Below are 19,210 nucleotides of genomic sequence, written 5' to 3'. Positions count from 1 at the left end.
GGACCACCAAATGACCACGCTGCACGACGATCTTATCGTCTTCGACGGGCTCATCATCTCAGACTGGGGCCGCCCGGTCTTCGAGGCGATGGCCGCGGGCGGGCTCACCGCCGCCAACTGCACCTGTTCGGTCTGGGAGAATTTCCGCGACACCATGTTGGCGATCGGCGCGTGGAACACGCAGTTCCGCGTCAATGCCGACCTCATCGTCAAGGCGAAGACCGTTGCCGACATCCGCGCCGCCAAGGCCGCCGGCAAGACCGGGATCGTGCTCGGCTTTCAGAATACCTCGGCCTTCGAGGACCGGCTCGAGTTCATCGAGCTCTTCAAGGAGCAAGGTGTGGGCATCGTCCAGATGACCTACAACACCCAGAACCTCGTGGGCTCGGGCTGCTACGAGACCACCGATAGCGGGCTCTCCGATTTCGGTCACGAGGTGGTGGCCGAGATGAACAGGGTGGGGATGCTCTGCGACCTGAGCCATGTGGGTCCCAAGACCTCGCAGGAGGTGATCCTCGCCTCGAAGAAGCCCGTGGCCTATTCGCACTGCCTGCCCGCCGGGCTCAAGGCGCACCCGCGCAACAAGAGCGACGAGCAGCTCCGTTTCATCGCCGAGCATGACGGGTTCGTCGGCGTGACCATGTTCCCCCCCTTCCTCGCCGCCGGCAACGGTGCGACGGTCGACGATTACGTTGCCGCCATCGACTACATCGTGAACCTCGTGGGGGAGGAGCGCGTGGGCTTCGGCACTGATTTCACCATGGGTTACGGCGCGAAGTTCTTCGAGTATCTCAACCGCGACAAGGGTTACGCCCGTCAACTCACCGAAATCTGGGAGGTCGAGTTCCCCGATGGGCTCGGCTCGATTGCCGATTTCCCGAACCTCACCGCCGCCATGCAGCACGCCGGCTGGACCGAGACCAAGATCCGCCGCGTGATGGGCGAGAACTGGCTGTCCCTGCTCGACCGCGTTTGGTGATCTCTGGCGCCAGGGGTGGCCCTTGGCGCCTCAGTTCAGAATCTGCACCCTGCGGGTCGCGTCCGGCGACAGTACGGTCGTCACGATGCGGTTGCGGAACAGCTCCACATGGCGGGTGGCGACGCGTTCGGCGCCCTCCGTATCCTGATCGCGGATGAAAGAAACCATTTCGCGATGATCGGCAATCGTGCGGTCGAGATGCTCCTGCAAGCGCGAATGCGTGCCGTCATGTTCGATGAAACTGACATGGCCCACGCGCATGCCCTCGATCAGCGCGCGCTCGTAGCCGTGATGCAGATGCCGCGAATGCGCCGCCTGGCTGATCGTCAGGTGAAAGCGGAAATTCATCTCGGTTAGCGCATCGACGTCGCGTCCCGCCGCGGCCGTTTCGAAATCGCGTTCGGCGGCCTCGATCTCGCGCAGCTCCTCGTCGCTCCGGCGCAGCGCGGCCAGTGTCGTCTGGGCCCGCTGGAGCAGGTCGAGAGATTCAAAAAAATCTCGCAAATCGAAGAGGTTCATCGCCGCGACGCGTGAGCCGCGCCCGCGTACAGCCTGCACCAGCCCCTCGGCGGTGAGACGGATCAGCGCCTCGCGCACGGGCGTGCGCGACACCGCGTAGCGAGACGAGATCTCCAGCTCGTCCAGATCCGATCCGGGCCGCAGCTCCATGCACAGAATCGCCTGCCGCAGCATGCGGTAGACATGCTCGGCGCCGCGCTCGGGAGCCGGTTTCGACACTGCCGGCTTCTTCGCCATTTCCCTGCCTCCGCAGCATTAATTGCAAGCACGGTATACATCCGCGCATGCGCGTTTTCCAAGATCTAATCCTGTAGGCGGAAACACATTGACTCGAATCAAAAATACACGGTGTATTTTGATGTAATACGACAAGGATGCAAAATATGGCCGGAACCTGGACGATAGGCGTGGATGTCGGAGGCACGTTCACCGATCTTTGCGCCATCGAATGCGACAGCGGGCGCATCGCGCTGAACAAGGTGTCGAGCACACCCGCCAATCCGGCGGAGGCGATCATTGCGGGGCTCGACGCGCTGGCGGAAAAGGCGGGGTTCGATCTTGCCGACGTGCGCGCCATCGGACACGGCACCACCGTGGCAACCAACGCGCTGATCCAGCGCACCGGCGCCAAGGTGGCCATGGTGACCACCCGCAACTTCCGCGATCTGGTCGAGATCGGCCGTCAGATCCGCCCCAAGATGTACGACCTCAAGGCGGATTTCCCGCCGCCGCTCGCCCCGCGCCACCTGCGGTTCGAGGTGACCGAACGGGTCGGCGCCGACGGTGCCGTGGTCGAGCCACTTGACATGGCCAGCGTCGATGCGGTGATCGCAGAGCTGCGCGCCGAAAAGGTCGAGGCGGTCGCCATCGCCTTCCTCTTCGCCTATCTCAACCCGTCGCATGAGCAGGCGGTGAAGGCGCGCATCCAAGATGCGCTGCCGAATGTGGCGGTCTCGGCCTCCTCCGATGTGATGCCGGAATTCCGCGAGTATGAACGCTCCTCCACGACGCTGCTCAACGCCTATCTGCAACCGGCCTTCGCCGACTACATGCGCACGCTGGAGCGCGAGGTGGCGGCGCGCTCGCCCGGCTCGAGCCTTGGCGTGAACCAGTCGAGCGGCGGGCTGATGTCGGTCGAGACCGCGCGGGAATTCCCGATCCGCACCGCCATGTCCGGACCGGCGGCCGGGGCGAACGGCGCGATCCACATCGCGATGCAGTCGGGCATCGCCAATGTCATCACCTTCGACGTTGGCGGCACCAGCGCCGATGTGGCGCTGATCCGCGACCACACCATCGGGCTGGCCTTCGACCGCGACGTGGCGGAGTTCCCGGTGCGCATGCCCATGGTCGACATCAACACGGTGGGGGCAGGGGGCGGCTCGCTCGCCTGGTTCGACCGCGACGGGCTGATGAAGGTCGGCCCCGCCAGCGCCGGTGCGCGCCCAGGCCCTGCCTGCTACGGGCGCGGCGGGGACCAGGCCACGGTGACGGATGCCAACGTTGTGCTGGGACGGCTCTCGACCAGCGGTCTGCTCGGCGGCGACATGTCCCTCGATGTGGACGCATCCTTCCGCGTGGTGAACAAGGTGGCCGAGCGCCTGGGTGTCGCCGTCGAGACCGCCGCCCGCGGCATTCTCGACGTAATGGCCGCCAATATGGTCCGCGCGATCCGCGCCATTTCGGTCGAGCGCGGCCACGATCCGCGCGATTTCGCGCTGATGCCCTTCGGCGGTGCCGGTCCACTGCATGCCGAGGCCTGCGCCCGCGCGCTTGGGATCCGGCAGATCCTCGTGCCGCTGCTTCCGGGCATCCTCTGCGCCGAGGGGCTGCTGGTCGCCGGACGCTCGGAGAGCCTCGTGCGGTCGCAGCGCATCGCGCTCGACGACCGGGCGGGACCACTGCTGTCGCGGTTGGCGGACGAGATGCGTGCCGAGGCCGAAAGCTGGTTCGAAGCCGAGGCCGTCCCAGAGGATGAGCGCAGCTCAAAGCTGGTCGCCGACATGCGCTACACCAGCCAGAATTACGAACTTCAGATTCCGGTTGGCGGCAACAGCGTCACCGATCTGGAGGCGCTCAAGCAGGCGTTCTTTGAGGCACACACTCAGGCCTATGGCTTCTTCAACCCCGAGGATCCGGTCGAGATCATGGCGCTGCGCATGACGCCGCAGGGCGCCCGGCCGCAGATCGGCAGCCCGCCGCAAAGCCCGACCGCCTCGCGAGAGCCGCGGCCCAAGGCCACGCGCCCGGTCTGGTTCACCGGCCAGCGCGCGCTCGACACCCCGGTTTATGACCGCGCCGAACTCGCCTCCGGTGCGGAGCTGAGCGGCCCCGCCGTGATCGACCAGTTCGACTCGACCCTGCTGCTGTTTCCCGGCGACCGCGCGCGCGTCGACGACGCGCTCAACATTCTCATCACCCGCGGGGAGACCGACCTGTGACCCGTCATGACAAACTCACCGCCCCAGCTGCTGCGAACGACGCCGGCCCCGATCCGATCACCGTCGAGATCGTCTCGTCGGCCTTCCGCTCGGTGGTGGACGAGACCTTCATTGCACTGATGAAGAGCGCCTATTCCACCAATATCAAGGAACGTCATGACCATTCGACGGCGATCTGCGACCGCAAGGGTCGGCTGATCGTACAGGCCGATCTGTCGCTGCCCATTCACCTTGCTTCGATGACCGGGCTCATGCAGGCGGTGCTGACGCGCTATGCGCCGGACGACATCCGTGAAGGCGACATCTTTGTCGCCAATGACCCGCACGCGGCGGGTGGCACGCACCTGCCCGACATCAACTATGCGGCGCCGATCTTTGTCGATGGCGCGCTCTTGGGCTTTGTCTGCAACATTGCCCACCATGCCGATATCGGCGGCATGGTGCCGGGGTCCATGGCAGGCGGCATGTCCGAAATCTATCAGGAGGGGCTGCGCATTCCGCTTGTGCGGCTCTTCCGTGAGGGCGAATTGCAGCAGGACATCCTCGACCTGCTGCTGCTCAACGCCCGCATTCCCGAAGAGCGCCGGGGGGACCATTTCGCCCAGATCGCGGCATGCCGCCTCGGGCTGCGGCGGGTCGGCGAGATCGTCGAGCGCTATGGCGCCGAGCTGATCGAGCAGGTCTGGGAGTCGCTTCTGCTGCGTACCCACGACCGGATGCGTGCCGCCATCGCCGAGCTGCCCGACGGGGTCTATCGCTTCGAGGACGTGATGGACGATGATGGCGTCGGCACTTCGGACATTCCGTTGAAGCTGGAGATCCGCGTGACCGGCGACCGGGCGGTGTTCGATCTGCGCGGCTCGGCGCCGCAGGTGAGGGGCAACATCAACCTGACGCGCAACGCTTCGAAGGCGGCGGTGGCCTACGCGTTGCGCACGCTGCTCGACCCGGAGATCGCCAATAACGAGGGCATTCTGGACTGTTGCGAACTGCTGACCGAGCGCGGCAGCATCGTCGATTGCATCGCCCCCGCGCCGGTGGCGCAGCGGCTGAACACCTCGCAGCGGCTGGTGGATGTGATCATCGGCGCCCTGGCCCCGGCGCTGCCCGATGCCGCCGTTGGCGCCGCCAACGGCGCCAACACCACCGCCGTCTTCTCGGGCATCGATCCGCGCAACGGCAAGCCGTATCTCTATCTCGAAACGCTGGGCGGCGGTGCCGGAGGGCGCAGCGATCGTGACGGAAAGGACGGGGTCCAGGTCCATATCACCAACACCTCCAACCTGCCCATCGAGGCGATCGAGACCGAATATCCGCTGCGCGTGGTCAGCTACGGCTTTGTCGCGGACTCCGGCGGGGTAGGGCGGTATCGCGGCGGCGCGGGTTTGCGCCGGGTGATCGCGCCGGTGGATCACGACTGTACCTTCAACGGCGCGGGTGAGCGGTTTTCCCACGCACCTTGGGGGATCTTCGGCGGCGGCGACGGGCGGCCCGGGCGCTTTGTGCTGCAAGGCGACGGCAACGAGACGGTGCTGGCCAACAAACCCTCTGCCGTGCCGCTTGGCCGCGATCAGTCCATAGCCGTCGAGACGCCCGGCTCCGGCGGCTACGGACCCGCCGCCGAGCGCACGCCCGAGGCCGTCGCCGAGGATGCCCTTTCCGGCAAGTACAGCCCCGATTTTCTCGACCGGAATTATCCCGCGCAGCGGCGCGGATGAGCATGGGCGGGGCGGACCATGCCGCCCCGCCAGATCAAGAACAACTATAGCAACAGGGAAATCAGAACATGACCAACGCATTGACCACACCGCTTCTCGCCGGGGCGCTCGCCGTCGCCGCGCTGCCCGCCTGGGCGCAATCGGTTACCTGGGATCTGGCCAATGAATACCCGCCAAACTCGGTGCACGCGCAATCCGCGGACACCTTCATCGACGCGCTGAAAGAGGTTTCCGATGGCGATGTGGTGGTGACCGCGCATCACGGCGCGGCGCTGGGATACAAATCCATCGACCAGTACGACGCTGTGGGCGATGGCGCGCTTGATCTCGCCTCTTCCTTCGCGACGCCGTGGTCGGGCATCGACCCGGTGTTCATCCTGTCGTCGATCCCTTTCCTGGTCGCCACCCCCGAGGAAGAGCGCCAGCTCTACGAGATCGCCAAGCCCTACTACGAGGCGGTGCTGGCCGACGACAATCAGGTGCTGCTGTTTGCGACGCCCTGGCCGCCGAGCGGGCTTTGGGGCAACAAGCCGCTCGACTCGATGGAGGCACTCGACGGGGTGAAGCTGCGCACCTACGACGCCAACGGCACCATCACCTTCGGCAATACCGCCGCGACCCCGGTGCAGCTGAGCTGGGCCGACACCGTGCCGCAGCTTTCCACCGGCGCCATCGACGCGGTGCTGACCTCCGCCGATGGCGGCGCGGCGGCGCAGCTCTGGGAGCAGCAGTCGCATTTCACCGAAGTGAACTACGCGATGCCGCTGCAGTTCGTGCATGTGAACCGCGATGTCTACGAGGCGCTGTCCGACGAGCAGAAGGCCTGGGTGACCGAAGCCGCCGCCACCGCAGAGGATTTCGGCTGGGGTCTGCTCGAAGACCGCGTGGCGCAGAACTACGCCGAGATGGAAGGCCACGGCATGACCGTCGTCACCGGTGTTGATCCCGCCTATCTGGCGACGCTGAAAGAGGCCGCGCAGTCGGCGCTCGAAGAGTGGAAAGACAAGATGGGCGACGATGCGGACTCGATCCTCGCCGCCTTCGAGGAACTCCGCGCGGAATGAGCGGGATGTCCGACACCCATGACATCGCCGGCCAGACCGGGCCGGCGATGCTCTTTCAGCGTTGCGTCTTTGCCCTGTCGCAGGCCGCCGCCGTGGTGGCGGCGGTGCTGGTGGTGGGGATGGTGCTGCATATCCTGCTGGAGATCGGTTTGCGGCTGGTCGACCGCTCGACCTTCGTGCTCGACGAGATGGTGGGCTATGCCATCGCAGGCGCCACCTTCCTGTCGCTCGGCTATGCGTTCGAGCATTGCGCTCTGGTGCGGGTCGGGCTGCTTGTCGACCGGCTCTCTGGCCGGGCGCGCCGGGCGCTGGAAACGCTTTGCGGGGTTGCCACGCTGGCGGTGACGTCGCAGATCGCCTGGGTCATCGCCAAGACCGCGATGCGCAGTTTCGAGCGTGGGCGCACCTCCAGCTCGATCGCGGAAATCCCTCTTTGGATCCCCGAAGCGGTCTGTGCCCTCGGGCTCGGGATATTCAGTCTTCAGGTCTTCGCCTGGATCCTGCGTCAGATCTTCGACCTGCCCGGTCCTGTCCCGCCGGGCAGCGACGATCCGCTTCAGAACGACCTGTAGAGACAGGCAGAAAGGGAATTCATGGACCCGCTTTTCGCCGGACTGGCGCTGATCGCGATGCTGGTTGTCACGCTTGGGAGTGGCGTGTGGATCTTTGCCGGGCTTCTGCTCGTCTCCTTCGCCGGCCTGCATTTCCTCGTGGGTATGCCGTTTACCCGCGTCTTCTCGATCGCGGGCTCGATCACCTATCGAAGCGCCTCCACCTGGGAGCTGGCCGCGGTGCCGCTGTTCATCTGGGTCGCCGAGCTGATCTTTCGCTCCTCGGTCTCGGCGCGTCTGTTCACGGGGCTTGCGCCACTTGTCGACCGCATCCCCGGACGGCTGCTGCACACCAACGTGCTGGGCTGCACGCTCTTCGCAGCCGTCAGCGGATCGTCGGCGGCAACCACCGCCACCGTGGGCAAGATCACCTCGAAGGAACTGGTATCGCGCGGCTATGACGAACGGCTGGCGGTCGGTTCGCTGGCCGGAGCGGGCAGCCTCGGACTGCTGCTCCCGCCGTCGATTGCGATGATCATCTACGGCATTCTGGCCGAGGTCTCCGTCAGCCGGCTGTTCGCGGCGGGGGTGCTGCCGGGGCTGGTGGTGGCGGGGCTCTATTCCGCCTTCATCATGCTGATGGCGCTGATACGTCCGAGCGTGGCCCCGGCCGGGCACCAGAACTTCACCTTGCGCGACTATACGCGCGCGGCGTTGGACTTGCTGCCGGTGGTGGCGCTGATGGGGATCGTGCTGGGCGCGATCTATTCCGGTATTGCTACGCCCTCCGAGGCGGCAGCGGTGGGGGTCCTGGCGGCCTTCGTAGTGCTGATCCTGCTGGGCGAGCTGAGCTGGGACCTGGTCCGCGCCAGCCTGCTCGGCACGGTGAAGACCAGCACCATGGTCTGCATCATCCTGATCTCTGCTTCGCTGCTCTCCACAACGCTGGGTTACCTGCACCTGCCGCAGGAACTGGGCGCGGCCATCGGGGCGATGAACCTCGATCCGCTGGCGCTGATCATGCTGCTGGCGGTCTTCTACCTGCTGCTGGGGATTTTCGTCGACGGGGTGGCGATCATCGTCATGACCCTGCCGATGACGCTGCCGCTGGTGACGGCGGCGGGCTACGATCCGGTTTGGTTCGGCGTCTTTCTGGTGCTGATGGTCGAGATCGGGCTGCTGACGCCGCCGGTCGGTATCAACCTCTTCGTGTTGCAGGGGCTGACCAACTGGCCACTGGGACGGGTGGCGCGGGCCTCGGTGCCGTTCTTCCTGCTCTTCGGGCTGGCAGTGGTCATCCTCGTGGCCTTCCCGCAGCTCGCGCTCTGGCTGCCAAACCTGCTTTACGGCGGTTGACCCATTGCGCCGGGGCAACGCCCGCTCGTGGCCCCGGCGCGCACTCAAGGCAGCGGATCTTGGCGCCGCACGTCGGCGCGGCCAGCCGTTCTTCAGCCGTCCGATCACATGCTTGCGCAGTGCATCAAGTCGGATGAGTCTCCGGCGTCGCGCTCCGCCGCTGGCCCTCCTTCACGCCTTTCGTGGAGGACTGCCGCGTGGCCATGGACACCAACCCGGCCGAGCGCAATCAGGCCGGTGGTGATTGATCAGAAAAATTGGCTCTTCGCCGGAGCCAACGCTGGGGGCGAGACCTTCGCGGAAGCCATGACGATCATCGAAAGCGCGAAACTCAGCGGCGATGATTCCGAAGCCTACCTGGCAGACATCCCGGCCCGCATCGTCGACCACAAGATCAACCGCCTCGACGACCGGCTGCCGTGGAACTGGGTGTCGCAATCCAAAAAGGCCAAGGCCGTCGCTTGAGCTGCGGTCCTTACCGGCCGGTTACGTCTCATACGGCGTGCGGCTTGCAGAGCTCCTCTCTGGTCAATACAGCCCACATGATCCGGGGCGGTCTTGTTGGCCATGGCGACAGTCGCAAGCCGCGCTGGCTTTCTCTGCAAAGGCTTCGTCAGCCTGGGGTCGGCGCGCTCGGGGTGGGTCGTAACTTGTCGGATGCGCGATGTCATACCGACAACGATTAGCTGGCGTAGGTATCGGTCACCCAATCACGACCCGGTCCTTCAACTCAGCCATGTCCAAGAGCGCGACGATGACGACGGGATGAGTGCGCCCATTGCCGGATGCTGCCTGAACGCGGACGTCTCGTTCGCCGCCGGCGATGATGTGATCGTCGACACCCTAAGCGCGGTCGTTTCCTGATCCACCTTCCATCAAATCGGTGCAAGCGCCGCTGAACAGCCGGTCGGCGACCCGGGCGCCGCACAGAGGGGCGTCGCAGGAACCGCAAAAGCATCATCGCGACAATCTTTCGGCGATCGTGAAGTCGCGTGGCCGGGAGGCGGAAGCACGCCCCAGGCCCCCGCCGTTCTCATCAATAAGGCAGAGGGTGCATCGTCCCGTCCGGCAGCATGACCGGAAGGCGCAGGTCCTCGACGCAGGAGGTATCAAGCGCGCCCTCCGGGTCCTCGATGAAGGCAGCGGTGATGTCCTTGGCGCACTGGCTGAAGCGGATCGTGCCGTGGCCGGATTCCGGCACCATGACCACCTGGGCGTCGCTGTAGTCCTGCACGGCAAGCTCGCCCCAAACTCCGGCGGTTTGCGTGTCCAGTTCTCCGTTCATCGACAGAACGGGACGGTCGCTTGATCCAACGGAGGTCCAGTCCTCGCGCGGGTGCTTTTCGAACAGGGGACACGCCGTCTCGAAACTCGCCACCATGTCGACGATCGCCTCCTGCATGAGAGGCCCCCATGTGCCGTCTTCGGCCATCAGCCGACTGAACTTCTCGCTCGAATTCCAGCCGTCGGCAAAATCCTCCTGACAGGCGTAGAGGTAGAGTTGCAGCGCGCCCTCGACGTCCTGCACCGTGGCCTCGTTGTCGTCACGGATCAGCTCGAAGACCCGCGCGACCTCTGCCGCGTCAAGCTGACGGGCAAGCCCCGATAGGGCCTCGGCGGTCTCGCCCGTCATGTGGGTTTCGATCAGCGTGACCAGCCGCGCGGCCAATGGCTCTTCAAAGCGCAGATCGAGGTAGTCGCGCCCGACAGCGAGGCGTGCCGCCTGATCAGGCATGGCGCGGATCGCAGCGGCGAGGCGGTCATCGAAGATCTCGGCCAGCGTGGTGTCGCGTGCGTCGGCGTCGAGAGAGCCTTCAAGCTCCTGCGCGGCCCGATCGACCGTGCTTTCCGCGATCTCGATATGCGCGGCGGCGGACAGCATCGCCTCCACCCGGGCCATCTCTGCGTTGGACAACCCGGCGGCCAGAGCTGCGGCCCGGGCGGCCTCGGCGCTGGATGTGGCCGGCTGCGGCGGCAGCGCCCCGGACAGGATCTGGTCGATGACCGTGGTGTCGCCCTGTTCCAGTTGCGTGACCATCAATGGAATATAGGGGGAGATGGCCTTGTAGCTGCCCGTCACGTCCACCCGCTGGTCGATCACGCCCCAGACGGTGCCAACGTCGATCGGTCCATTCGGCCCGTCCACCGGCGCCTCGGCTAGCGTCTCATACAGCGCAAAGGTGCGGGCGGTGATGTCGGGATAGGCTTCGGCACAGACCGGGTCGCGCTCGCAGGGTGCGAGGCTGAGCTGGATCGGGGCGGAATGGGATTGCCAGAACATCGAGTAGAGTGGCAGCCAGGGCGGTGCGTTGCCGTCGATCACGGCCGAGCGGATACCCGGCGGATCCTGCCGGAGGATCTCCATCGTCAGCTTGGTGCCGTATGAGATGCCGTAGATGTTGTAGCTGTCATAGCCGAGCGCGGACATCACGGCGGGCACGTCCATCGCGTTCTGTTCGGTGTTGATCAGCGAAATGTCGATGCCTTTTGCGTCAAGCTCCGCCAGGCATTCCGATATGAAATCCTGCTCCAGCACCGTCATCTCGAGGCCCTGGAGCCGCGCGTCGACCACGTCTCCAAGCTGATCGCCCAAAGTCGAATAGCAATCCATCTCGGGGGCGCTGCTGTCCACGCCGCGCTCGTCGATGGCGATGATGTCGCGTCGCCCGCGCAGGTGCTCGAAGAAACCGATGGTTCTGGCGACGCGGCTGACGGTGCCGTCACCGGGGCCGCCGTGCAGATAGATCACCGGGTCGGGCTGCGGCGACAGGGAATGCGCCTTGTAGAGGTTGAAGGCGATGTCGATCTTCGGCCCATCCGGCGCGCGGTGATCGAAGGGCACCTCGATGGTGCCGCAGATGACGGTCTTGCCGTCGATCTCGGACGGGGCGACCGGGCGGGCACAGGGCGCCACCGTCACCGGGTAGGCCGGATCGGCGCCTCCGGCTTTCAGCGTGGCAAAGGCCTCGGGATCGGGCTCTGCCGTCAAGGCGGCGATCAGTGCGAAGATCTGCTCTGGCGACATCGGTTTCTCCTTGCGGTCTTACTGCGCCTGCGGCGGCACATGGAAACTGGGCTTCAGGGCGGCGGTGCAGGCCGCGTTCACCGGCGCGGTCGGTGCCTCAATGAAGCCCTCGGCCACGTCCTTGGCGCATTGCGAGAACATGATCACCGCATGGCCGGCCTCGGGGAAAAGTACCGCCTGTCCGTTCGTCAGCGTCCGTACAACATTCTCTGCGGCATCCGGGTTGGTCTGCGTGTCCTTGGTGCCGGACATGGCGAGCACCGGAATGTCGCTTTCCACCGGATCGTGGAAACCCTCGCGCGGGTGCTTGTCGAACAACTCGCAGAAACCATAGAGCGGTGCAGTCGACTCCCGAACACCGGCATCTATCGACGGAAAGCGGTAGTCGGCTGCCACGGCGTTGTAGCCTTCGAGGGAGTTGAAGGGGAAATCCTCCTGACACGCGATGATGCCAAGCCCGAAGATCATGCGGGCCAGTGCGGTCAGGTTTGCTGCATCGACCCGCGCGCGCCGGTAGAAGGCCGCGACATCCTCTTCAGTCATCGCGGCGACCATGCCCAAAAGGCGGGGTTGTTCGACATCTGGCATATGCGTGGCGATCAGGGTTTCGATGTCGGCGCGGTCGGGGTCCTGTCCGATGAACAGCGTGTAATCGCGCAGGAAGGCCAGCAGCGCATCTAGGTCAAGCCGCGCGGCGACATCCGACAGCGCCTCGTCCAGCAGCGCTTCGGTGTTGAGCGCGCCGTAGGTGGCAAGGTCATCGGACAGGGTGGCGAGCAGCTTTGCCGCCGCGTCCCCCGCGCTGCGCATCTGGCCGGCTTCCATCAGCGCGACCTCAGCCAGCGTCCTGTCCAGATCTCTCAGGCCAGCGCCGTATCGGCCCATGATCGCAGCAGCACTGCGGTCCGGGTCGAATCCGCCGGTGATGAGCTTTTCAAGGGTCGCGGTCTCACCCGCCGCCAGTTCGGTGAAGACCTGTGGCAGGTAGGCTGTGAACGGCCCTGCCACGACGTTGCTGAAATCGATCAGCTCCGACATTATGCCTGCTTCGATTTCCTCGCCGGCGACGGTCAGCTTCGGCTCTTTGGTCAGCCGACGCCCCGCCGCGTGAACCGTTTCCTCAAGATCCGGGTAGGCCGCAGCGCAGGCGTCATCTTCCATGCAGAAATCCACCACCCAGCCGAGCGCCTGATCCATCGGCACGCCATTGGTGTCATAAGCCGGGCTGTCGACGCGGCTGATGCTGTCGATCACCACGCTGCGCAGGCCATCGGGAGCGGTGCGCATCAGTTCCTGCGCCAGCTTTGTACCGTAAGAGATGCCGAAGGCGTTATAGGCCCCGTAGCCAAGCGCATGCATGATCGCGCGCACATCGCGGGCGCTTTGCGTGGTGTTGTAGAGCGACAGGTCGACGCCGGTGGCCACGGTCTCGGTCAGGCATTTCGCCATCGGACCATCTGCGGCGAAGACATTCTCCTCGTCCACCTTTGCGAACTGAACGAACTCCTCCGCGAACTCCGTGTAACAGGCGACGGTCCGGTCCGAGAGGCCGGCCCCGCGCTGGTCGAAGAGGATGATGTCGCGCCGGTCGCGCAGGAAATCGAACAGAGCGGCGTTCATCGGGATGTCCTGCACCGTGTGTCCGCCCGGCCCCCCGTGCAGGTAGATCACCGGGTCTGGTGCAGGCGCGGTGGACCGTGACTTCAGGAGAGCAAAAGCCAGCGGGATCGTCTGGCCATCCGTGGCAGCATGATCCTCGGGCACGTCCACGCGGCCGCAGATCACGGTGCTGCCCTCGACCTCCAGCGGACCGAGGGGACGTGGGCAGGCCTCGATCGCAACGGGGTAATGGGTATCGTGCCCGCCGGCCTTCAGCGGGTCGAACGCGGGTTCGGTCGCGGATGACATAAGCGCGATGAGGGTTGCGATGATCTGGTCAGGCGACATGAGGCGACTCCTTCGGCGGAGGGGCTTCCGTTCGGGGACGTGCCCGGTGCTCTCAGCGAGATTACACCGGGCAGCACGGGCAGTGGTCACCCCCGTCCCCCGGGTGGGGGATCGGGACGAGGTGCGTGACCCTGCGACGTTCAGAAGAGCACGTATCCCCCGGTTCCGTTGGTCAGGGTCATCGTCAGCGTGCTGCCATTTCCGCTGTTGTTGCGGACCAGCACGGCCGTCCCGCTGGCCCCATTCGTGCAATGGACCGAGGCGCTTTCGCTGCGCACCGTGCCTGGCGCGTGGCGAAAGAGACCGGTGCAGGTCAGTCCGCTGCCGGAAACGGTCAGGGCATAGGCCCCCTCCTTGTGGCCGAAGATACGCCCGTTGAGCGCACTGCCGCCGTAGATCGTGCCGTTGCCCGAGATGTTCACGTCCGCCGCTGTCGAACCGCCGCCGGAATGGTCGGCGTGGTTCCCCTGTTCCCGCATATGCGCCTCGACCGCGTCATGAGCACGGTTGCGCTGCGTGCCCGAGCAGGAGCTGCCTGCCGTGACAACGCGACCCGCCGGATTGTAGAGCACCGTGCAGCCCTGCGCGAAACGCACCTCGATCTCGCCGGTCTGGCGTTCGTATAGCTCGGGTACATCCGACTGGCCCGATCCGTTACCATGGGTCGGTGCGCCGGATTCCTGAAGGAACCGGCCCGCGACCCAGCCCGAGGTGCTGCCGTCGGGCGTTTCGATGTGGCACCAGCGGCCATTGCCTTCGCCCCGGCAGCCAAGGTTGCGGAAGACGGCCCCGTTCGGTGCCAGTGCGACCACGCGGTTCGAGGTGCCGGGACCTGTGCGGATATTGAGGTGATCGTCGGACGCGACGCCCGTCACCTGCCAGTAGTCGGGGCCCATCTGAGCAAGTGCGGCCCCGGGCAAAACGGCCCAGGCCAGCGCGCAGACCGCTGCAAAAAGCGTTTTCATCATCGGAGATGCCCTTTCATGTGGGTCCGCGAGGACCCGGTGTGACCTTAGAAAACTAGAGTGCCGCTTCCGATCCCTAGACCGCCGAAGGTGACGCGATCCGGGCTGCCGTCGGAGGCATAGACCATCGTGGCGTTGCCGCTGCCCGGGCCGGTGCAGGTGACCGGCGACAGCTCGGTTTCACCCGGCCGGACGTTGGTGAAGGTGGCCGAGCAGCTGTTCCCCTGCGCCGAGAAGGTCAGGGCATAGCCGCCGTCGCTGCGCGGGATGACGGTGCCCATCGAGGTGCCGCCCGAACTGTTATAGGTTGTCGCGCTTTCCGTGCCCTCCAGGCAACCGGGCAGAAGGGCCAGCAGGGGCACTGCAATCAGGAATTTCTTCATTACTATCTCCTTCAATGTAGCGGGGGGCCGCGCATCGGGCGCGGATTGTTCCCTCGAGTCCTAATGCGAGGCTGGCTACTGGATCTCGCAAGCTTTCTCTTCGCCGTAGACGTCGCTGATACGTGGCGCGCCGTCGCCCAAGACGAGGCCACCAGCGCTGCGCATGTAATATGTGCCGGGGGTATCGGTCTCGAACTGAGCACCGACATAGACGCTGTCGCCTTCTTCTACCCGGAGGCCGGGCAGGTCAGTCGCGAAAACGTCCACCGTCAGGGCGCGCGGGCCACAGGTCAACTCAAACGTCTCGGACGGCGGCTCGAGCATGAATTCAGCCACCAGTTCGGCCTCGCGCTGAAGATATTCTTTCTCGACGCAGGCCCGCAGATCCGGCTCCTTCCAGCATTCGTCGCGGCCCGAGATCCAGCCACGCTGCATGGCGCGCAGGGTGTCGGTCGTCTCCTCGGCGCCGACGTCCAGACCTTCGGCCACCTCGACGGCAGCGGCGAAGCGGTCGGCCAGGCGCCGGTCCAAGGCGGCCAGATCTGCATCGTCGCAGATCAGCTTTTCGGCGGAGCTTTCGGCCTTGGCGCAGTCGAAGGCGGGACCGTCCTGCGCCAGTCCCGCAACGGGGCTGAGCGCGAGGCAGGCGAGGAGGGGAATGGAGCGCGGTGTCATCGAATTTCCTTTGCTGCGATTGGGGTCAGCCCGCTTGCATGCCGGCGTAGGCGGCCATGCCGAAGGTCGTCCAGTCGTTGAGGACATGGGTCCCGGTCGAGGTCCAGATGTTGCGGGTGATGATGTAAGGGATGAGCAGAACGATCCGGATCGGAACCAGCGTGACGGCCTGTATCAGGTTCCCCTGATAGGTCGGCAGATGGACCAGTCCGAAGATGATCGCGGCCACCAGCGCGGCGAGGCAGAGCGCCAGATTGCGCGACATCACGCGTGTGAGGCCCGCCATGGCCCCGAGAAAGATCAGGATGGTGAAGATCTCTTCGCCCAGAAGCTGAACCGCAGTCCAGAAAAAGAACAGCACCTGGTCCACTCCGGACGCCGTGGCCACCATATCCCCCGCGGGGTTCGACGCGGGGTGGAACGCGCTGACGAGGATGGTGCCGACGACGATCGTCACGATGTAGTTCAGGATGAAGAACAGCACCATCAGCCCGACCTCGCGCAGGCCAACAGGCCGGAACAGGGCAAAAGGTGCCTTCGCCCCGGCAACGGCGGCGACAGCGGCGAGCGGGATGAGGACGAAGAGCAGCGGTGGAATGAACCCGGCGATCCCACTGTGAAAATGCTGTTGTGCGAGGCCCAGAACGACGAATGAGACCGCGACGGCGATCAGCACGATAAGCCAGCCTGTCAGGCTGAACCCTTCGGGCGCCGGCCTATAGTAGGGCAGATCGCACTGCCTCCGTTCGAAGAAGAGGAACCCCTCGCTGGCCGGCAGATCATTCGTGGACATGGACGCACCCTTCTTCATCCGCCGACACCTTGACCCGCGCCGGATGACACGGCCATCGGGACATGACGGCGACGTTAGTCCGTCGGCTCTGACCAGACTATCCGATCTGCGTCGGCTCTATCCGGATTGCGGGGCGGGCCGCGCGGGCCGCGTCCCGGGCCCTGGTCAGGGTGACGGACGGCGCCTCGCCGTATGTGTTGCGATAGGTCTGCGAAAACCGCCCGAGATGCGAAAAGCCGCAGTCGAAGGCGATGGCCGTCACCGACGGCCCGGCGGCGGCAAGGAGCCGCGTCCGCGCGTTCTCAAGACGTATCCCGGTCAGGTGCTCCCATGGCGTCCGCCCAGTTTTCAGCCGGAACGCGTCCTGAAGCCGCCGGGTGCTGACCCCGACCGCATCGGCGATGGTGCGGACAGTAAGGGGATCCCCGGCATACGCTGACATGTAGTCCAAGGCGCGACGCACGAGGTCGTCCTGCGATCCGTCCCGGGCCGGATCGGCGCCGTCCGACGCCAGCAGGTGGCGCAGATGTTCAAGGACGAGCGCCGCGAACAGGTCCGAAGCAGGTTGATGAACGAGCGTGGGCGCAGGCGATGACAGGTCGGTAAAGAGATACCGCATCAGCCCGCGAAATCCTTCGAGGGCCGCGGTCGAGATAGGCACGAGGGGATCTGTCGCCACGCCAGGGAAAACCTTGCCCTGGCCGACCCGTTTCAGGTCGATCTTCGCGACATTGGCCCGGAAATCCCGGTTGCCCCTCGGGTCGACCTGCGTCCATCGCTCCGACGGGCCAAGCGCCAGCACGCCACCTTCCGTGATGACCCGCTGCGTTCGGTCCATGCGAACCCGGGTCACGCCCCGTGTCGGAAGCATGATCGTCAGGAAGTTGTCGTCGGCCAGGTCGATGTCATGGCCCGAGGAGGCGACGCTGAGCAGGCTGGTTCCGATCAGGGGAAAGGTGGCCGAGTTGACCCTGAGGTGACGATTTCGCCCCCGCGCCATGTTGAAGGCGTCAGGTGCGCTGAACAGCGTGGCGCGGTAATCGCCAAGACCGCTCGCCGTTTCTTCCCAGCGCTTTACTTCATACGTGAGCATGGAATCGCGGACACCCGAGCTATACCTCTGAGACAGCTTAACATTCCGCATGGAATTGTCCTGAGCTGAATCCGCGGATGGAGAGTTTTCAGCGTTTCGTGCAATCCTGGCGCACGATGCCTGTCGTTGCGGACTGGCGTTTCCTGCTTAGACCCGATTTGATCATGGATTGAGAGGCTGGTCCGACTGATCAGATTACAGCGTCCCGATTGACCCTTTACGGGTTGCGAGAAAAAGGGCCGAAAGATGCTAACATCGATATCCGGACGTCTCGCGGCATCCTCTTGGCTGCTGCTGTCTGCGATCACCGCCATGGGTCTCACGTTCGGCGGCTCGGGCGACGTGACGGTCAATGTCTCGATGGCCGTCGTGTTCGGTCTGGTCGGAGGTTTTCTGCTCTGGCGAACCCGAGCCACGGCAACTCTGCACCGGACCCATCCTGCGGATCCAGCGGTCGAGACGGTCTTGAGAACGCAATTGATCGCCAATCTGGCAATGGCACTGCTGGGCTTCGCATTCGCGTCGGCGGCGGCGCTGCGAGTATGGCGCGAAGCTGTGCCCGTGTTCGGGTGAGTTTACATGGGCGTGACGTGAAGCGGCCGGGCACCGCGTGACCCGCTGGGACCCTTTCCCGCTTGCTCGGTGGTACGATTTGGTTCGTCAAGACTGACGATAGTGCGCGCGGGACGGCACGCCTGAGAAGCGGGCTGAGTGGTTTGACGTCCGTCATATGCGATGCGGCGCGCGGTCCCGCCGTCGCACCGACCAGCACGGGACCGTATGCGCGCGCGATGTGCTCAGGTGCTTTGAATGAGCCAAGCAGGTCGGATGCCGCTCGCTTCAATGAATGGGGCGGGTGAAAGCCCGCGGAACAGGCCGTGCTCCCGGATAAGGATGGTGCCGAGGCCGGCCGCTGCCCCGCCGAGGACATCGGTATGAAGAGTATCACCGACCATTGCGATGCGCGCAGGCGTGATGTCGGGAAGCCGTCGCAGCGCCTCGTCGAATGCGTTGCGGAAAGGCTTGCCAAACATGGGCAGGGTCGCTCCGGTTTTTTTCGCGATGTCTTGCGCGTACCAGCCGGGCTCCAGCGACAGGCCGTGATCGCGCGGGGCTACCAGATCCGGATTGGCGACGATGACGGGGCGCGGCTGGAACTGCAGCGCTCGTTCCAGCCGCGCGTTCTCCGCGTCGCTCCACCATGCGGCCGACAGGAACAGGAAGGCCGCGGCGGTGATCATAAGATCTGGTTGTTCATGGAGATCCACGATGAAATGACCGACGGGCGCGTCGGAGAGATCGTCGTCTCCCGATGTGATCGCGGCCCAGACACCGTGGACTTTTGGCAGATGCGCGAAGGCCACGTCCCGGCTCGAGACGACCTCATCGAGCGTGAAGTCGAACCCCAGACGATGGTATTTTGCCAGCACGCCCGACCGCGTGTAGCTTGCCGCATTGGTTAGGACGATGAGGCGCTTCCCTGCGGCGCGCAGCTGCGCGATGCGCTCGACCGCGCCGGGGACCGGCGTTTCGCCCCGGTTCAGCACGCCGAACGCATCGAGGATATAGGCGTCGTAGTCGTTCATGGTGTCTTCGAGCGTCCGGCCCATCCGCGACGTCTCGGGGAATTGCGCCTGCGGCAGTGTGGGCCGCAGGCGCTCGTAACGGGCAAAGGCTGCCTCGGTCGTGATCATGGTGCGC

16 protein-coding genes and 2 pseudogenes are annotated in these 19,210 nt (G+C 65.1%); 8 read left to right on the top strand and 10 right to left on the bottom strand.

The annotated features are described in order from the left end of the window. Positions 1 to 10 precede the first annotated feature (10 nt). Positions 11 to 979, top strand: a complete 969-nt coding sequence (locus tag JF542_RS06725; RefSeq protein WP_207075243.1) for a dipeptidase — start codon at positions 11 to 13, stop codon at positions 977 to 979. 30 nt (positions 980 to 1,009) lie between these two features. On the opposite strand, the gene JF542_RS06720 is transcribed toward JF542_RS06725, so the two are convergent. Beyond that, positions 1,010 to 1,735 carry a GntR family transcriptional regulator gene (locus JF542_RS06720; RefSeq protein ID WP_207075242.1) on the bottom strand — a complete coding sequence of 242 codons (726 nt, stop codon included), beginning with the start codon at positions 1,733 to 1,735 and terminating at the stop codon, positions 1,010 to 1,012. 146 nt (positions 1,736 to 1,881) lie between these two features. On the opposite strand from JF542_RS06720, the gene JF542_RS06715 reads away from it, so the two are divergent. From JF542_RS06715 to JF542_RS06690, 6 genes and pseudogenes are all read left to right on the top strand, one after another. Then, positions 1,882 to 3,939: a hydantoinase/oxoprolinase family protein gene (locus tag JF542_RS06715; protein WP_207075241.1), complete on the top strand. Its 2,058-nt coding sequence runs from the start codon at positions 1,882 to 1,884 to the stop codon at positions 3,937 to 3,939. After that, positions 3,936 to 5,657 carry a hydantoinase B/oxoprolinase family protein gene (locus JF542_RS06710; protein WP_207075240.1) on the top strand — a complete coding sequence of 574 codons (1,722 nt, stop codon included), beginning with the start codon at positions 3,936 to 3,938 and terminating at the stop codon, positions 5,655 to 5,657. Before JF542_RS06715 ends, JF542_RS06710 begins: the two co-directional genes overlap by 4 nt. Positions 5,658 to 5,725: 68 nt before the next feature. After that, positions 5,726 to 6,721 (top strand): TRAP transporter substrate-binding protein, encoded by a 996-nt coding sequence (locus JF542_RS06705; RefSeq protein ID WP_207075239.1) that lies wholly within the window; start codon positions 5,726 to 5,728, stop codon positions 6,719 to 6,721. After that, positions 6,718 to 7,293: a TRAP transporter small permease subunit gene (locus JF542_RS06700; RefSeq protein WP_207075238.1), complete on the top strand. Its 576-nt coding sequence runs from the start codon at positions 6,718 to 6,720 to the stop codon at positions 7,291 to 7,293. The genes JF542_RS06705 and JF542_RS06700 overlap by 4 nt, the downstream gene beginning before the upstream one ends. Positions 7,294 to 7,314: 21 nt before the next feature. Next, positions 7,315 to 8,628, top strand: a complete 1,314-nt coding sequence (locus JF542_RS06695) for a TRAP transporter large permease (RefSeq protein WP_207075237.1) — start codon at positions 7,315 to 7,317, stop codon at positions 8,626 to 8,628. A gap of 152 nt (positions 8,629 to 8,780) precedes the next feature. Continuing rightward, positions 8,781 to 9,093, top strand: a pseudogene (locus tag JF542_RS06690) (IS66 family transposase); the annotation flags it as partial. Between the two features lie 28 nt (positions 9,094 to 9,121). Here the strand turns inward: JF542_RS06690 and JF542_RS24385 are convergent. The 8 genes and pseudogenes from JF542_RS24385 to JF542_RS06655 all read right to left on the bottom strand — a co-directional run. Further along, positions 9,122 to 9,338 (bottom strand): annotated as a pseudogene (locus JF542_RS24385) (IS110 family transposase); the annotation flags it as partial. A 326-nt stretch (positions 9,339 to 9,664) separates the two neighbouring features. Beyond that, positions 9,665 to 11,653 carry an alpha/beta hydrolase gene (locus JF542_RS06685; protein ID WP_207075236.1) on the bottom strand — a complete coding sequence of 663 codons (1,989 nt, stop codon included), beginning with the start codon at positions 11,651 to 11,653 and terminating at the stop codon, positions 9,665 to 9,667. A gap of 18 nt (positions 11,654 to 11,671) precedes the next feature. Continuing rightward, on the bottom strand, positions 11,672 to 13,600 hold the full coding sequence (locus JF542_RS06680) for an alpha/beta fold hydrolase (protein ID WP_207075235.1): 1,929 nt from the start codon (positions 13,598 to 13,600) through the stop codon (positions 11,672 to 11,674). Positions 13,601 to 13,740: 140 nt separating this feature from the next. Further along, a complete protein-coding gene (locus JF542_RS06675; RefSeq protein WP_207075234.1) occupies positions 13,741 to 14,568 on the bottom strand; it encodes an SH3 domain-containing protein in 828 nt (275 codons plus the stop codon). A 44-nt stretch (positions 14,569 to 14,612) separates the two neighbouring features. Further along, a complete protein-coding gene (locus JF542_RS06670) occupies positions 14,613 to 14,948 on the bottom strand; it encodes a hypothetical protein (RefSeq protein WP_207075233.1) in 336 nt (111 codons plus the stop codon). Positions 14,949 to 15,023: 75 nt separating this feature from the next. Continuing rightward, on the bottom strand, positions 15,024 to 15,623 hold the full coding sequence (locus JF542_RS06665; RefSeq protein WP_207075232.1) for a lysozyme inhibitor LprI family protein: 600 nt from the start codon (positions 15,621 to 15,623) through the stop codon (positions 15,024 to 15,026). 25 nt (positions 15,624 to 15,648) lie between these two features. Beyond that, a complete protein-coding gene (locus JF542_RS06660) occupies positions 15,649 to 16,434 on the bottom strand; it encodes a CPBP family glutamic-type intramembrane protease (protein WP_242533639.1) in 786 nt (261 codons plus the stop codon). Positions 16,435 to 16,513: 79 nt separating this feature from the next. Further along, positions 16,514 to 17,509, bottom strand: a complete 996-nt coding sequence (locus JF542_RS06655) for a helix-turn-helix domain-containing protein (RefSeq protein ID WP_242533638.1) — start codon at positions 17,507 to 17,509, stop codon at positions 16,514 to 16,516. A 246-nt stretch (positions 17,510 to 17,755) separates the two neighbouring features. Here JF542_RS06655 and JF542_RS06650 point away from each other — a divergent pair, with 246 nt between their 5' ends. Then, positions 17,756 to 18,082, top strand: coding sequence for a hypothetical protein (locus JF542_RS06650; RefSeq protein ID WP_207075230.1), 327 nt, complete (start codon positions 17,756 to 17,758; stop codon positions 18,080 to 18,082). Positions 18,083 to 18,306: 224 nt separating this feature from the next. On the opposite strand, the gene JF542_RS06645 is transcribed toward JF542_RS06650, so the two are convergent. Beyond that, complete coding sequence (locus tag JF542_RS06645; protein WP_207075229.1) at positions 18,307 to 19,203, bottom strand: HAD-IIA family hydrolase; 897 nt, start codon at positions 19,201 to 19,203, stop codon at positions 18,307 to 18,309. Positions 19,204 to 19,210: the final 7 nt, after the last annotated feature.

It is taken from the genome of Salipiger bermudensis, assembly GCF_017309175.1.
GTDB classification, from domain to species: domain Bacteria; phylum Pseudomonadota; class Alphaproteobacteria; order Rhodobacterales; family Rhodobacteraceae; genus Salipiger; species Salipiger bermudensis.
Note: the sequence above shows the minus strand (reverse complement) of the source record. Positions and strands in the feature narration are given on the sequence as shown.